17 protein-coding genes are annotated in these 14383 nt (G+C 72.6%); 2 read left to right on the top strand and 15 right to left on the bottom strand.

Annotated features, from left to right (window positions below):
* The first annotated feature begins 34 nt into the window (after positions 1–34).
* Positions 35–352, top strand: coding sequence for a cupin (locus tag ABZO31_RS29965; protein ID WP_406864451.1), 318 nt, complete (start codon positions 35–37; stop codon positions 350–352).
* A 343-nt stretch (positions 353–695) separates the two neighbouring features.
* Here the strand turns inward: ABZO31_RS29965 and ABZO31_RS29960 are convergent, their stop codons facing one another.
* The 3 genes from ABZO31_RS29960 to ABZO31_RS29950 all read right to left on the bottom strand — a co-directional run bounded on the left by ABZO31_RS29960 (position 696) and on the right by ABZO31_RS29950 (position 2050).
* Positions 696–1331, bottom strand: coding sequence for an aspartate/glutamate racemase family protein (locus ABZO31_RS29960; protein WP_406864450.1), 636 nt, complete (start codon positions 1329–1331; stop codon positions 696–698).
* A 6-nt stretch (positions 1332–1337) separates the two neighbouring features.
* Positions 1338–1763: an aspartate 1-decarboxylase gene (gene panD / locus ABZO31_RS29955; protein ID WP_406864449.1), complete on the bottom strand. Its 426-nt coding sequence runs from the start codon at positions 1761–1763 to the stop codon at positions 1338–1340.
* Between the two features lie 143 nt (positions 1764–1906).
* A complete protein-coding gene (locus tag ABZO31_RS29950) occupies positions 1907–2050 on the bottom strand; it encodes a DUF6126 family protein (RefSeq protein ID WP_406864448.1) in 144 nt (47 codons plus the stop codon).
* Positions 2051–2282: 232 nt separating this feature from the next.
* On the opposite strand from ABZO31_RS29950, the gene ABZO31_RS29945 reads away from it, so the two are divergent.
* On the top strand, positions 2283–3470 hold the full coding sequence (locus ABZO31_RS29945) for a serine hydrolase domain-containing protein (protein WP_406864447.1): 1188 nt from the start codon (positions 2283–2285) through the stop codon (positions 3468–3470).
* 18 nt (positions 3471–3488) lie between these two features.
* Here ABZO31_RS29945 and ABZO31_RS29940 read toward each other — a convergent pair whose 3' ends face one another.
* The 12 genes from ABZO31_RS29940 to ABZO31_RS29885 form a co-directional block, all read right to left on the bottom strand.
* Positions 3489–4724, bottom strand: coding sequence for an ABC transporter permease (locus tag ABZO31_RS29940; RefSeq protein ID WP_406864446.1), 1236 nt, complete (start codon positions 4722–4724; stop codon positions 3489–3491).
* Entirely contained in the window at positions 4724–5128 is a 405-nt protein-coding gene (locus tag ABZO31_RS29935) for a hypothetical protein (protein WP_406864445.1), read from the bottom strand. The genes ABZO31_RS29940 and ABZO31_RS29935 overlap by 1 nt, the downstream gene beginning before the upstream one ends.
* The gene (locus tag ABZO31_RS29930; RefSeq protein WP_406864444.1) at positions 5125–5787 is read right to left on the bottom strand and encodes an ABC transporter ATP-binding protein; all 663 of its coding nucleotides are present in this window, start codon (positions 5785–5787) and stop codon (positions 5125–5127) included. Before ABZO31_RS29930 ends, ABZO31_RS29935 begins: the two co-directional genes overlap by 4 nt.
* Complete coding sequence (locus ABZO31_RS29925) at positions 5777–7015, bottom strand: ABC transporter permease (protein WP_406864443.1); 1239 nt, start codon at positions 7013–7015, stop codon at positions 5777–5779. Before ABZO31_RS29925 ends, ABZO31_RS29930 begins: the two co-directional genes overlap by 11 nt.
* 11 nt (positions 7016–7026) lie before the next feature.
* Positions 7027–8184 (bottom strand): chromate efflux transporter, encoded by a 1158-nt coding sequence (chrA, locus tag ABZO31_RS29920; protein ID WP_406864442.1) that lies wholly within the window; start codon positions 8182–8184, stop codon positions 7027–7029.
* Positions 8181–9233 carry a sulfate/molybdate ABC transporter ATP-binding protein gene (locus tag ABZO31_RS29915; protein ID WP_406864441.1) on the bottom strand — a complete coding sequence of 351 codons (1053 nt, stop codon included), beginning with the start codon at positions 9231–9233 and terminating at the stop codon, positions 8181–8183. The genes chrA and ABZO31_RS29915 overlap by 4 nt, the downstream gene beginning before the upstream one ends.
* A gap of 73 nt (positions 9234–9306) precedes the next feature.
* Entirely contained in the window at positions 9307–10158 is an 852-nt protein-coding gene (locus tag ABZO31_RS29910) for an ABC transporter permease (protein ID WP_406864440.1), read from the bottom strand.
* A gap of 64 nt (positions 10159–10222) precedes the next feature.
* Positions 10223–10939 (bottom strand): molybdate ABC transporter substrate-binding protein, encoded by a 717-nt coding sequence (gene modA, locus ABZO31_RS29905; protein ID WP_406864439.1) that lies wholly within the window; start codon positions 10937–10939, stop codon positions 10223–10225.
* A 59-nt stretch (positions 10940–10998) separates the two neighbouring features.
* Positions 10999–11277 (bottom strand): ubiquitin-like small modifier protein 1, encoded by a 279-nt coding sequence (locus ABZO31_RS29900; RefSeq protein ID WP_406864438.1) that lies wholly within the window; start codon positions 11275–11277, stop codon positions 10999–11001.
* Positions 11278–11288: 11 nt separating this feature from the next.
* Positions 11289–12065, bottom strand: coding sequence for a HesA/MoeB/ThiF family protein (locus tag ABZO31_RS29895; protein ID WP_406864437.1), 777 nt, complete (start codon positions 12063–12065; stop codon positions 11289–11291).
* A 125-nt stretch (positions 12066–12190) separates the two neighbouring features.
* Positions 12191–13630: a sensor histidine kinase gene (locus ABZO31_RS29890; RefSeq protein ID WP_406864436.1), complete on the bottom strand. Its 1440-nt coding sequence runs from the start codon at positions 13628–13630 to the stop codon at positions 12191–12193.
* Between the two features lie 10 nt (positions 13631–13640).
* Entirely contained in the window at positions 13641–14318 is a 678-nt protein-coding gene (locus ABZO31_RS29885; RefSeq protein WP_406864435.1) for a response regulator transcription factor, read from the bottom strand.
* Between the last annotated feature and the right edge of the window lie 65 nt (positions 14319–14383).

The following is a 14383-nucleotide window of genomic DNA, read 5'->3' as shown; positions in this document are numbered from 1 at the left end:
CTGGAACCGACGACCCCGCACCAGGGAGAGAGCCATGCACGACCTCGCGTCCCTCGCCGACGAGCACCTGGCCAAGGCCAGGGTCGAACCCCACGGCCGCAGCGCCGAGCTGATCATGCACGACGGCAGCCTGCGGCAGAGCATCATCGCGCTGGCCTCCGGCTGCGCCCTGGACGAACACAACACGCCACCCGCCGCCAGCCTCCAGATTCTGCGCGGGCGGGTCCGGATCACGGCGGGCGAGTCCTCGGAGGACCTCTCCGCCGGCCGCCTCACCATGATCCCCAAGATCCGCCACGGTCTGCTGGCCCTGGAGGACGCGGTGGTCCTGCTGACGGCGGTCAATCCGTAGCGCGTCGGCGGGCTACGGCGGGCCCGCGGGGCCCGGCTGAGGCGTCGGCTCCGGTTCGGGCAGCGGGGCCGGGTCCGGGGGCTGCGGCACGGGGTCCGGGGCCGGGCCGGGAGGCGGCGGGCCGGGGACCGGGACCGGCGGGTCCGGGGTCGGCGGGGGCTCCGGCGGGGTCGGGCCCGGTGGGACGGGGCTGGGCGGCGGCCCGGGCACGGGCGGCGGCATGGGCGGCTGGACGGGGTCCGGGTGCATGAAGGTCATCGTGGGCCTCTCGACGGGGCAGGCCGTACGGCACAAGGCTCTCCGAATGCGCCTGCCCCCGCCCGCCGGGCCCATGCCTGCGGGCTCAGCCGCGCGCGGCCTCGACGGCCGCGGCGAGGCCCGTCCGGGGGCTGGCCAGTACCGGCAGGGACGTGGCAGCACGACCGACCGCGTCCGCCATGGACGCCTGGGCCAGCACGATCACGTCCGCCTCGGCCACCGGCACGGCGTCGACGGCGGCGGCCACGGCCGCCAGATACCCCTCCCGGTCCCCGGCCTCGAACCGCTCCCAGGCCCCTTCGACCGACCGAGTGGTGATCCGCGGCGGAGCTCCGACGGCCTCGCTCCTGATCAACTCGACAGTCGGCCCCAAGGTGCTTTCGACGGCGGCGAGCACGACGACCCGTCCCGCCGCCGCGGCGAGCGCGGCCATGGGCCGATCGACGCGAAGCACCGGAACACCGAGCCGCGGGCCGACCTCCTCCGCAACGCCCCCGATCGTGGAGCAGGTACAGAGCACGGCCTCGGCCCCCTCGGCGACAGCGCACCGCAGCATCCGCTCGACGTCCCCGGCAACGGCCTCGGGCCCCTGGGCACGGGCCCGCGTCAGCAGCTCCTCGGAGACGAGGTGCCGCAACGCGAGCCCGGCATGCTCCGCGTCCCGCAGCCCGTCGAAGACGGGCACGTGGACGGGCGAGGTGTGCAGCAGCGCAAGCGCCACCGCGTCTCAGACCTGCGCCGGCACGGCGTGGGGGCTGCGAGCCTGGTCGCTGCCCGGCACGGGCGCGGACGCGTCCGCCCCCAGCTCCACGATCCGGTTGTCCGCGTCCACGTGCACGACGCGCGGCACGAGCGTCCGCGCCTCGGCGTCGTCCACCTGCGCGTAGCTGATGAGGATCACCAGGTCCCCGGGGTGCACGAGATGCGCGGCGGCACCGTTGATCCCGATCACCCCGGACCCACGCTCGCCCTCGATGACATAGGTCTCCAGCCGCGCCCCGTTGTCGATGTCCACGATGTGCACGAGCTCCCCCGGCAGCAGATCCGCCGCCTCCATCAGCTCGGCGTCGATCGTCACGGACCCGACATAGTGCAGATCGGCCTGCGTGACGGTGGCACGGTGGATCTTGCTCTTGAACATGGTGCGCATCATGGGAACACTCCAGAACTAGGCTCCCTGCCTGCTTTGTACAGGTCAAGGGCAGTCTTCGGAGGCTACCTCGTTTCGCACTGGTGGTCAGCCGGTGTCTCGTGTATCAGGACTCACACCGACCCGTCGGGCCCGCGCGGGGCGCACTACTTCTGGGCGTGCGCTCCCAGCATTCCCACCACGTTGAGGAACACGTACGTGCCGACGACGTAGAAGAAGACCCGCAGCGCGACACCCCTCCTCTTCCATCTCTCGCGCGCCAGGTCCGCAGGGTGGGTCTCGCTGCTCACTGGGGGCTCTCCCGGGGGTAGGCACGAAAGTCGGACGTACGACCGACATTGCGCCGAGTATGCCACGCCCGCCCGGCGGCGACACGCCCGGGAAAGGGGAACTCGCTGTCCGCCGACCGGCCGTCGTTGCACGTGCCGTGTGCCGCGGGCGGCGGGGTGGGTGTTAGGCAAGGGGCGTCCGGCCGGACGTGCTCGGTGGGCCGGCCGCCGCACCGCACCCTAGGAGACTCACGTGCCTACCCGCGCCCGCGTACGCCGCTTCCGCGTCGGACTGTCCGCCACCGTCCTGACCGCCGCCGCGCTCGGCGCGCTCCTGCCGTCCGCTCAGGCGGCGGGCGGCGGCGATGGCTCCGACGCCGGTGACCGGCACCTGCAGCGGCAGCTCGACCGGCTCGTCGCCCAGGAGGACGGGCCGCCCGGGGTGATCGCCGTACTGACCCGCGGGAACCGTACGCGGGTCTACACCGCCGGTGTCGGGGACATCGACACGCGCCGTCCGCCGCGCCTCGACGACCACATGCGCATCGCCAGCGTCGCGAAGGCGTTCAGCGGGGCGGTCGCCCTCCGGCTGGTCGACAAGGGGCTGCTCTCGCTCGACGACACCATCGGCACCCGCCTGCCCGCCCAGCCGGCCGCCTGGCACCCGGTGACCCTGCGTCAGCTCCTGCAGCACACCAGCGGACTGCCCGACTTCTCCGGCTCCCCCGAGTTCCAGCGGATCGTCCAGGCCGACCCGCGCCACGTCTTCGACTCCCGCAGGCTCCTCGACTTCGTGGCGAACGAGCCGCTGCTGTTCCGGCCCGGCGCCCTCTACGAGTACTCCAACTCCGACAACATCGCCGTGGCCCTGATGGCCGAGGCCGTCACCGGCCGCCGGTACGAGGACCTCCTGAAGGAACTCGTGTACGGCCCCCTGGGGTTGCGCCGCACCAGCCTGCCCTCGGGCTACCTGCTGCCGCGCCCGTTCCTGCACGGGTACGACGTCACGCCGCCGGAGGCGCCGGAGGACATCAGCGAGGCCATCAGCGCCTCGGGGGCCTGGGCCTCCGGGGGCATCGTCTCCACCCCCAGGGACCTGGGCGCCTTCATCCGCGGGTACGGCGGCCCCGCCCTGCTGTCGCCGGAGACCCGCGAGGAACAGCTCACCTTCCGGCCCGGCGACTCCTCCGAGCCCGCCGGGCCCGGCACCAACGCCGCCGGACTGGCGATCTTCCAGTACACGACGCGCTGCGGCGTGCTCTACGGGCACACCGGAAACACCCCCGGCTACACCCAGCTCGCCGCGACCACCCCCGACGGCCGGCGCTCCCTGACGTTCTCGATCAACACCCAGACCAGCAAGAGCATCAAGCCCGCCCTGCTCGCCCGGCTCCGCACGGTCCAGGAGGACTTCGCCTGTGCCCTCCTGAAGGACCGCTGAGCCGCCCCGGCCCCCGGCTCACAACGACACCAGGTTGCGGGCCGGTTTGAGGCCCGTGACGCGGTGGGCGGCCAGGATGCCGGCGAGCGTGGAGCCCAGTACGGCGAGCAGCGTGGCGGCCGCGAGGGCCGTCAGGCTGATGCTCACCGGCAGGCCCTCGCCGCCGGTCTCCGTGGCCGTGCCGCCGTGGCCCGCGCCACCGGGGGGTTCGGGAAGGAGTTCGGGGATCGGGACGTACGACATCAGGCCGGCCAGGGCGAGGCCGACGAGGATGCCCAGCGCCGCGCCGGCCAGGCCCAGGACGAGGGCCTCCAGGCGGAAGGCCCGTACGACGTCACCGCGTCGCCAGCCGAGGGCCATCAGGACGCCGATCTCCCGGGTCCGTTCGGCGACCAGGCCGCGCAGCGCGGTCCAGCTGAGGATCAGTCCGCCGATCGCGCCCACGACGGCGGCGATGGTGGAGAAGCGGGCGGAGATGCGGCCGACCGCGCCCATGATCTGGACGAGGCTGTCCGCGGTGATCGCGCTGACGTTGCCGATCCGGTCGTTGATGCGGGCCGTGACCTCCTCGGTCTCGCCCGAGTCGCCGACCTGGACGTGGATCTGGTTGACCTGGTCGGCGGGGAGTCCGGCGAGCTGCTGGGCGTCGGCGAGCGGCAGGTAGACGTTGGCGGCGGCGGTCTGTGCCGCGTCCTTGATCTCCACCACGCCGACGACAGGCAGCATGCGTGTGCCGACCTTGACCTGCCGGCCGGTCTTCGTGCCGTAGAACGCGGCGTAGTGCCGGTCGAGGACCGCGACCCCGCGTTCGCCGGGGCGCAGGGCCCGGCCCTCGACGATGTTGCGGTCGAGGATCCGGCCGGGCCCGACGGCCCGTTGGGCCGGGTCGACTCCGGCGATCGTGACGGTGGAGCGCGGCCCGAAGTCCCAGATCTGGAGCGAGCCGCTGGCCTCGCGGACACCCTGCACCGACCGGACCTCGCCCAGTTCGGCGCCGTCGAAGGTCGCCAGGCCGAACGGCTGGCGCACCCCGCGTCCGCTCTGCCCCGACGCGGAACCGGTGTCCGGCCGGGTGACGATCAGGTCGGCGGCGATGCCGGCCAGCGGCGCCCGGGCGGCCTCGCGGAATCCCGCGCCGAGCGACGTCAGGGCGATCAGCAGCGCGGAGCCCAGAGCCACGGCGCCGATCACCGCGAAGGCGCGCCGGCGGCGGTGGCGCAGCTGTGAGCGCACATAGAGGTTCATGGCGGCCATCAGCTCCCTGTCTCCTGCCGCAGCGCCGCGTCGAGGTCCTCGATCCTCCAGTCGCCCTCGGCGGACTTGATCGGCGCCCGGCCGGCCGGGAAGCCCTGGAAGCGGAGCTTGCCGTCGATCAGCACGGCGATCGAGACATGGCCGGTGAGACCGTGCTCCTCGGCGAACTCGGCGCCTTCCGTGGAGTCGGCCTCGTGCCGGGTGACGCTGATCCTGCCCTCGTAGTCGTCGAGGACCGCGTCGATGTCCTTCAGCACCGGCTGCATGGGGGGATGGTTCAGGTACACCAGGTCGACGCCCGGCCCGTCCCCGGCGGGCTTCCCCGCGGGCTTCTCGTCCGCGGTGCAGCCGCCCACCGTCAGGGCCGCGGCCAGCGCGAGCGCCGCGACGACGCGCCTGTTCACGCGACCACCGTCCCGTCCTGGAGCCTCAGCCGTCGGTCGGCGGCCTCCGCGACCTTCTCGTCGTGGGTCACGACGACGAGCGCGAACCCGGTCTCCTGCCGCAGCCGTTCGAACATGTCGAGGATCTCCTGGCCGGTGCTGCTGTCGAGGTTTCCGGTCGGTTCGTCGGCGAGGATCAGCGACGGCTCGCCGACGAGGGCGCGGGCGATCGCCACCCGCTGCTGCTCGCCGCCGGACAACTGACCGGGCCGGTGGCCGATCCGGTGGCCGAGTCCCACCTGCGTCAGTCGCTGCTCCGCCCGTTCGCGGCGCTCCGCGACGCCGGTGCGCGTCGGGTACAGCGGCAGGGCCACGTTCTCCAGGGCGGACAGTGTCGGGATCAGGTGGAACGCCTGGAAGACCAGGCCGACATGCTCCCGTCGCCAGTCGGCGAGCGCGTTCTCGTCCCGGGGCAGCTCACGGCCCTCGCTGGTGATCCGCCCGGCGTCCGGCGAGTCGAGGCCGGCGAGCAGGTTGAGCAGGGTGCTCTTGCCCGAACCCGACCGGCCGACGATCGCCAGGAACTCCTTGGGGCTGACGGACATGTCGACTCCGGCCACCGCGGTGACCTGTCCGAAGGACTTGCGGATGCCTTCGGTTCGCAGGATCTCAGTGGACACGCCAAGCCTCCGTAGGTTTGATTCCGGCCGCGCGTCGGGCGGCCAAGCTGCTCACCAGCGCGCCGGCGCCCACGCTCGCCGCCACGGCGACGACGACCAGAAGCGGTTCGAGCGACGCCCGCAGCGGCACGGTGATCGACAGCTGCCGCGCCCCGCCGGCGGCGAAGTGCGGCGTCGGGCTGAGTTCCCAGGGGACGGGCACCGTGACCTGGGTACTGCTGAGCCCCCAGGTCACCGCCGCCGCCGCGAGGACGCCGAGGCCGAGCCCGACCAGGGCCACGACGGTCGTCTCGGCGGTGAGCTGCGCGGCCACCATGCGGCGGGGCCAGCCGATCGCACGCAGCACGGCGACGTCGCGGCGCCGCTCGGTGAGGTTGGCGCTGACGGTACGGGCGAGGCCCGCGGCCGCGATCAGCAGGGCGGCGATGCCCACCAGCAGTCCGAAGCGGTCGATGAGGGTGAAGGTGGAGCCCAGCGCCTTGTCGAAGGACTGCGGCGTCGTGAGCAGACCGTCCTCGCCGAGCCGCGCCTTGACGGCCGCGGCGACCGCCTCGCTCCGCTCGGGCCGGGCGGTCACGAACACCATGTTGACGTCCGTCGGGCCGGCGATCCCGGCGGCCGAGCTGATCTTCTGCGCGTCGGCGAGGGTCAGATAGGCGTTCGCGTTGGCGATCTGGCCCGCACGGCTGGTGTCGACGAGGCCGACCACCTCGAACGGCCGGCTGGACACGTCGACCGTGTCGCCGACCCGCAGCTTCTTCTGCTCGGCGTAGCTCACGTCGAGCAGGGCGGCACCTGACTCCCCCGGGCGCAGGAAGCGGCCCTCGCGTACACCGGCGCGGAGCCGGCCCGGGCCGATGGACTCCGCCGGGTCGAGTCCGAGGGTGACGACGAGGTCGTTCTTCTGGAAGGACCAGAGGATCAGGGCGCTGCTGGCGGCCTCGACCCCGTCGACCGCTCTGATGGCGGAGGCTTCGGATCTGGTGATCGGCGCGGCGGAGTGGGGGAAGACGGCGCCCTCGAACGCCTCGGGCCGGTCTCCTTCCCGCTGGGCGACGATGTCGGTGCCGATCTCGGTGAGGGGCGCCCGGGCGGCTTCGCGGTAGCCGTTGCCGTAGGCCTGCAGGCTCAGGAAGAGCGCGAGACCGATGGCGAGGCTGATCGCGCCGGTGAGTGTGCGGGCCGGGCGGCCCAGGAGTTCGGCCCAGACCAGTGTGGCCGGGGGCATGGCCACCTCCTTCAGGGGATGTGCGGAACGAGCAGGTGGAGCAGACCTATGACCGCGCCGGCTCCGACGAGAGCGAGCGCGGATTTCGGGCGCCGCCAGAGCACCAGCGCGGCGCCGGCGGCGACGGCCGCGGTGAGCGGGTCGACGATGCCGTTGCGGATGAACTCGACCATCACACCGGCGAGTACGCCGATGGAACCCAGGGTCACCCCGTCCAGGACGGCGCGGCTCCAGGCGTGCCGGCGGATGAAGCGGAGGATCGGGCCGCAGGCCGTCATCAGCAGGAACGACGGCAGGACCACGGCGACCGAGACCACCAGCGCGCCCAGCGGGCCGCCCAGCGTGTAGCCGAGGAACGTGGCCGTGTTGAGCACGGGGCCGGGGGTCACCTGGCCGATGGTGATCGCGTCGAGCAGCTGGGTCTCGGTGATCCAGCCGCGGTCGACGACGAGTTCGCCGCGGAGCAGGGCGAGGAGCACGGCGCCGCCGCCGAACAGCAGGGCTCCCGCCTTCAGGAAGGCCCCGGCCAGCGCGGGGAGGTCGACGTGCTGCCCTGCGGGCACCGCGAGCACCAGCCCGAGGGTCTTCGGCCGCTCGGCCGTCCGCTCCGCCCGGGTGCGCCACCACCAGACGGCGAGGGCGACCGCGCCCGCGCAGGCGAGCAGCAGCGTCTCGTCCACGCCGAGGGCGTACGCGAGGGCGACCGCGACGATCAGGGTGAGGCGACGGGGGCGGGGTCGCGAGCTCTTGGCGAGGCGTACCACCATCCAGCCGGTCACGGCGATGACGGCCGGCTTGATGCCGTACAGCAGCCCCTCCGCGGCCGGCGTGGTCCCGTAGCGCACGTACAGGGCGCCGAGGACCGCGGCGAGCAGGGCGCCGGGGAGGAGGAACGCGATGCCGCCGAGCACGAAGCCCGCCCGTCCGGCGCGTTTCTCGCCGACGTACATGGCCGCCTCGACCGCGTTCGGGCCGGGCAGGATGTTCACCATGCCGACGAGGTCGAGGAACTCCCGTTCCTCCAGCCACTTCCGGCCGAGCACGATCTCGCTGTGGACCAGTGCCATCATGGCCGGCGGGCCGCCGAAGGACAGCGCGCCGATCCGCAGGAAGACCCAGAAGACCTCCATGGCGGCCCGGCTCCCGGTCGGCTTCGGTGCCTCGGTCATGCCGGGAACACCTCGATCTCGGTGGCCTTCACCGACGCCCACACCTCGTCACCCGGGCGGAGTTCCAGTTCGGCGAACGCCGCCGCGGTGACCTCGGCGACGATGTCGGGCTTCCCCGCGAGCGCGAGCCGCAGGACGTCCCGCTCGACGTCGAGGCTCTCGAGCCGGCAGCGCCACGCGTTGCGCGGAGAACCGCTCGGACGTTCCTTGTGCACGGCTACGGCCCGGGGTCGGATACCGGCCCACACCTCGCCGTGCTCCGTGTCGGGGATGCGCAGGGTGCAGCCGCCCTCCACGGTCAGCTCGGAGCCGTCGGCCCAGCCGCGCAGCAGATTGACGCCGACGAAGCGCGCCACGTAGTGCGAGCGCGGACGGGCGGTGACCTCGGCCGGTGTGCCGGTCTGCACGACGCGGCCGTCCTCGATGATGACCAGCCGGTCGGCGAGGGTGAACGCCTCCGTGGGATCGTGGGTCACCACGATGCGGACGCCCGGGAACGAGGCCAGCGCCCGCTGCAGGTCCCGGCGCATGTCGGCGCGCATCCCGACGTCCAGAGCGGACAACGGCTCGTCGAGCAGCAGCAGTTCGGGGCAGATCGCCAGGGCGCGGGCCATGGCGACGCGCTGGGCCTGCCCGCCGGACAGGGCCCGGGGGCGGGCGTCGGCCCGGTCGGCCAGACCCAGCCGCTCGAGCCAGCGCGTCGCCCGGAAGCGCGACTCCGCGCGGGACAGGCCCCGTCGGCGCAGGCCGAAGGCGACGTTGTCGACGGCGCTCATCTGCGGGAAGAGGCGCAGGTCCTGGAAGACGACGCCGACCGGGCGGCACTCCGGCGGGACGAACGTCCGGGTGGCCGGCTCGTCCAGGACCCGTCCGCCCAGGGCGAGTCGGCCCGCGTCGAGCCGGAGGAGTCCGGACAGTCCACGCAGCAGGGTGCTCTTGCCGGCGCCGTTCGGGCCGAGCACGGCCACCGTCTCCCCCTCGGCGACCTCGAGGTCGACGTCGAGTGCGAAGGCGCCGTTGGACACCCGTATCTCGGCCTGGAGGCTCATCGCCCGCCCTTCCGCTCGTTTCGGCCGCCGGGACCGCTCTCCACCGCTGTTCGAAGGTGATGCCGGAAGGGGGTCACAGGCCACCCGCCCACTGCTTGCGAAGGCCGATCAGGATGCTCAGGGAGACGGCCATGAGCAGCAGGCTGAGCATCACCGCGGCGTCCGGACTGCGTTCCAGCGCCACGTACACCGCGAGCGGCAGGGTCTGGGTGCTGCCGGGCAGGTTTCCCGCGAAGGTGATCGTGGCCCCGAACTCCCCGAGGGCGCGGGCCCAGCAGAGCACGGCACCGGACACGAGGGACGGCCGGATCTGGGGCAGGGTGATCCGCCAGAAGACCGTCCAGGGCCGCGCGCCGAGCGTCCGGGCGGCCTCCTCCGTGCCCCGGTCGGCGGACTGCAGGGCCCCGCACACCGTCAGGACCAGGAAGGGCATGGCGACGAACGTCTCCGCGAGGATCACGCCCTGGGTGGAGAAGGCCAGCCGGATGCCGAAGTACTCGTCGAGGAACTGCCCGAAGACCCCTTCGCGTCCGAAGGCGAGCAGCAGCGCCACACCGCCCACGACGGGCGGCAGCACCACCGGAAGGGTGGTGATCGCTCTCAGGAACGACCGGCCCGGAAGGTCGGTGCGGACCAGGATCCAGGCGACCGGCACCCCGAGCACCAGGCACAGGACCGTGGCGCTCAGCGAGCACACCAGCGAGACGGTCAGTGCCGTACGGGTCTCCGCCGACCAGAGCAGCGTCCCCGCGTCCGCCCACGGCACCCGCAGCAGCAGGGACGCGAGCGGCGCGGCGAACAGCATGATGCCGAGCCCGCCGAACACCCCGACCAGCACCGCCGGCCACCGCGAGCGGCGCGCCCGCGGTGGCTGGGGGGAATCGTGCGGGGGCGGTGCCGGTGCCGTCTTCAGTGCCGTCGCCATGGCAGCCTTCCCCCGCGATGATCCGATTCGTGCCGGTGCTCGGTCGTACATGTGCGTGCGGTCGTCACTGCGGAGCCAGGAACCCGTGGTCCGTGAGGATCCGCCGGCCGTCCTCCGACAGGAGGAAGTCCGTGAACATCCGGGCGCCTTCGGTGTTGCCGCCCTTCAGGACGCCCACCGGGTACCGGGCTTCGACGTTCTGGGCGTCCGGGATCGCGATCCCGTCGGCCTTGCCCTTCGCGGCCAGGGCGTCCGTCCTGTAGACGATGCCGACGTCGGCCTCGCCCATGGTCACCCGGCTCACGACCTGCTTGACGTCCAGCTCCTGGCCGCCGTCGGAGGCCCTCACACCGGCCTTCGCGAGGGCCTGCCGGGCGTAGCGCCCGACGGGTACCTGCGGTCCGCACAGGGATACCGTCAGATCCGGCCGGCTCAGGTCGTTCAGCCCCTTGATCTTGTCGGGGTTGCCCTTGCGCACCAGCAGGCTGAGCGTGTTCCGGGCGAAGACCCGGGGCTCTCCGTCGGTCAGACCGGCCTTCGCCGCGTCCTGCATGGTCCGTTCGTCGGCCGAGGCGAAGACGTCTCCGGGCGCGCCGTTGCGCAGCTGGGTCAACAGGGTCGAGGAGCTGCCCAGGTTGAGGCGGATCTCCATCCCCGGATGGGACTTCGCGAACTCGTCCTTCGCGTCCTCGAGCACTCCGGTCAGCGAGGCCGCCGCGAAGACCGTCACGGTCGTGTCGTGGTGTCCGCCGCCGGCGTCCGCCTGCCCGCATCCGGTCACGACCAGGGCCGTCGCCAGTGCGGCGGCGGCCAGGGCGAGCGTCCGGCGGGCGGCCCCGGCTATCTCGAGCCTCCGGCCATGGCGGGGATGACGTGGACCTCGTCGCGGGCGTCGACGGGCGTCTTCTCGCCGTCGAGGCCGCGGATGTCGTCGCCGTTGAGGAAGACGTTGATGTGCGGGCGCAGCCGCCCGTCGGCGTCGTGCAGCAGGCTCCGGACGCCGGGGTAGCTGCTCACCAGGTTCGCGAAGACCTCGGCGAGGGTGGCTCCGGGCATATCGAGCGTCGACCGCTGCTCCACGTGCTGGCGCATGATGGTCGGTATGAAGAGCTTGGCCATGGGGCGCTCCTTCAGAGGGTGTCGGTGTCCAGCGCGCCGCAGACCGCACAGTCCGGGCGGCGGGCGATGTTGAGCAGTCGCGTCATGTTGGTCCGCAGGTCGAAGAACATGAGCTTCGACTCCAGCGGCTCGGCGAAGCCGGTGATCAGCTTGATCGCCTCCATGGCCATGACGCTGCCCACGAGGCCGGGGGCGGGGCCCATGACCGGGAACACCTTGATGTCCGTCCAGTACGGGGGCTTCTCCGGGTAGATGCAGGCCAGGCAGGGCGTGCGGCCGGGTACGACGGTGGTGATGTAGCCCTCGGTGTCGTACATGGCGCCGGACACCAGCGGGATGCGGAGGTCGACGGCGGCCTGGTTGAGGGCGTAGCGCTCCTCGAAGAGCGGCGCGCCGTCGGCGATCAGGGTGGCGTCCGAGACGATGGAGCGCACGTTGTCCGGGCTGACGTACTCGGGGATCGTCGTGATCTCGGCGTCGGGGTTGATCCGGCGCAGCGTGTCGGCGAAGGCGTCGGCGCAGGGCCGGCCGAGGTCGTCCGGCGAGGCGAGCAGCCACCGGTTCAGGAACTCCGGCACCACGTCGCCGCCGTGCGCCACGGTCAGCCGGCCCACGCCGGCCATGGCCAGCTGGGCGGCGACCGTGCCGCCGACGCCGCCGCCGCGGGAGATCACGACGTGCGCGTCCCGCAGCCGGCGCTGACCCTCCAGGCCGAAGCCACCGTCCCGCAGCTGCCGTGAGTATCGTTCGAGCTGGAACTCGGTGAACTCAGCGGTGTCCGCTGTCATCCCGTACTCCCCCAGGTATCGGATTCGGTTTCTGTTCGAACGAATCCGACTGTAGGAGCGGGTAAGTCAGCCATCAGGCAGCGGAATGTCAGGCGGAGGACAAGAGCCCGGCAAGTGCGGGCGTGTCAGACCCGCTCCTTCCGCGGGCAGACGGGGAGGGCCGCCGGGTCCCCCGCGCCGTGCCGGCTGCGCGGACACAGCGGCAGCGTCACCGTGCCCTCGATGCCGTGGGGCGACACCGGCAGCAGGCGCAGGGAGCCGTTGTTGACCTGGGCCAGGGTGCCTGCGATGGCAAGGCCCAGGCCCGAGCCCTCTCGTCTGGCCGCTTCCTCGCCGCGCCAGAACCGGTCGAGGGCACGACCGCAGTCCTCCTCCGACATGCCCGGCCCCTGGTCGATCACCCGGATCCGTGCCCGCCGACCCTCGATCTCATGGCGTATCTCGATGACGGTTCCCGGGCCCGAGACGTGCAGGGCGTTGTCGATGAGCACGTCGAGGATCTGCTCGAGGTGGCCGGGGACGCTGGCCGACACGGGGCCTTCGGTGTCGGGGGCGAGCAGCCGTACGCCCTTGCGCGAGGCCGCCTCCTCCCAGGCGAGCAGACGCCCCGCCACCACGGTCCGCACCTCGACGGGCGCGACGGCCTGACCGGGGCCCTCGGCCCGCGCCAGCCGCAGCAGCTGGTCGAGCAGGGTCGACAGCCGTTCGACCTCCGCGATGGCCTGCTGGAGCTGCTTCCCGGCCTCGGGCCGCACCCCGGACTCCAGGCTCTCGACGCGCAGCCGCAGCGCCGTCAGCGGGTTGCGCATCTGGTGGGAGGCGTCGGCCACGAAGGCCCGCTGGGTCTCCAGCAGGGTGACCAGCCGGTCGGCCATCCGGTTGAACACCTCCGCCATGCCGCGGATCTCCGGCGGCCCCTGCGCGCAGCGGACCCGTTCCTCGTACGCGCCCTCGGTGATGGCCTGGGCCGTCTTCTCCAGTTGCCGGATCGGCCGCAGCAGCCAGCGGGTCAGCGGTACTCCGGCCAGGGCGACCGCGGTCAGCGCGAGGACGGCCACGGCCAGCAGGACGAGGGTGTGGCTGTCGATGGCGTCCTGGATCGCCGCCGTGGAGGCCACCAGGCCCAGCGCGGCGACGACCTTCTCGCCCCGGGTGACCGGCTCCGCCACGACCACCTCGCCCGGGTACAAGGTGTAGCTCGAGTAGCGCTCGGGCCGGGTGCTCTTCCCGCGCAGCGCCGCGGCCATGGCGGAGTCGAGCGCTGCCGCGGCGGCGGTGACGTCGGTGCGGGACGCCGCGGCGACCCGCCCGCTCGGGTCGATGAGGACGACGACGGTCTGGTGCTGTCGGTCGAAGGTGCGGATCCGCTCCTCGAACTGACGGGCCGTGATCTCTCCCTCGCTCACTCTGGCCGCCTCCTTGGCCAGGTCCTCGCCGTCGCGTGTCCGCATGGTCGCCAGATGGTGGTAGGCGTTCAGGGAGTAGCTGAGCGCGAGCGGGATCTCCAGCATGAGCAGGATGACGACGGTGAGCGAGAGATAGGTGAGCAGTAACTTCTTGCGCACGCGGCCGCCTTCAGCCGAGGGGGTCGGTCAGCCGGAAACCGACGCCGCGCACCGTCTCCACCCAGCGTTTGTCGCCCAGCTTGGCGCGCAGGGAGCCGACGTGGACGTCGAGCGTCCGGGTCGAGCCGTACCAGTTCTCGTCCCAGACCTCCTGGATGATCCGCTCACGTTTCAGCACCGCGCCGTGGTCGGCCGCCAGCAGGGCCAGGAGATCGAACTCCTTGGCGGTGAGCTCCAGCGGCCGGCCCTCCACGGTCGCCTTCCGGGCCCGTGTGTCGATCGTGAGCGTCCCGACCGCCAGCACCGATCCGGGTGCCTCCGCGGGCGGGGCCGGCGTCGCGGGGGCGGAGGTGCTGCGCCGCATCACCGCTTCGATACGGGCCAGGAGTTCGCGCAGGCCGTAGGGCTTGACGACATAGTCGTCCGCGCCCGCCTGCAGCAGCATCACGCGGTCGATCTCCTCCGAGCGCGCGGTCACCACGATGATCGGCACCGTCGACGCGGCCCGGATGCGGCGGCACACCTCGTAGCCGTCCAGGCCCGGCAGGTTCAGATCGAGGAGGACGAAGTCGGCCTGTTCGGCCGCCTGCGCCACGCGGCCGCCGTCGCCGACGCACAAGGCCGTGTGGCCGTGCTGCCGGAGTGCGTCGGCAAGGGCCTCGGCCACGTGCTCGTCGTCCTCAGCCACCAAGATCTGCATTGACGTCCCCCAGTCCCCTCTGCAGATGAAACGTGCTGTGTACCGCGCGGTTC

The organism is Streptomyces solicamelliae, assembly GCF_045348655.1.
GTDB lineage: Bacteria > Actinomycetota > Actinomycetes > Streptomycetales > Streptomycetaceae > Streptomyces > Streptomyces solicamelliae.
The sequence above is the reverse complement of the archived record's forward strand: the minus strand, read 5'-3'. Positions and strand labels throughout refer to the sequence as shown.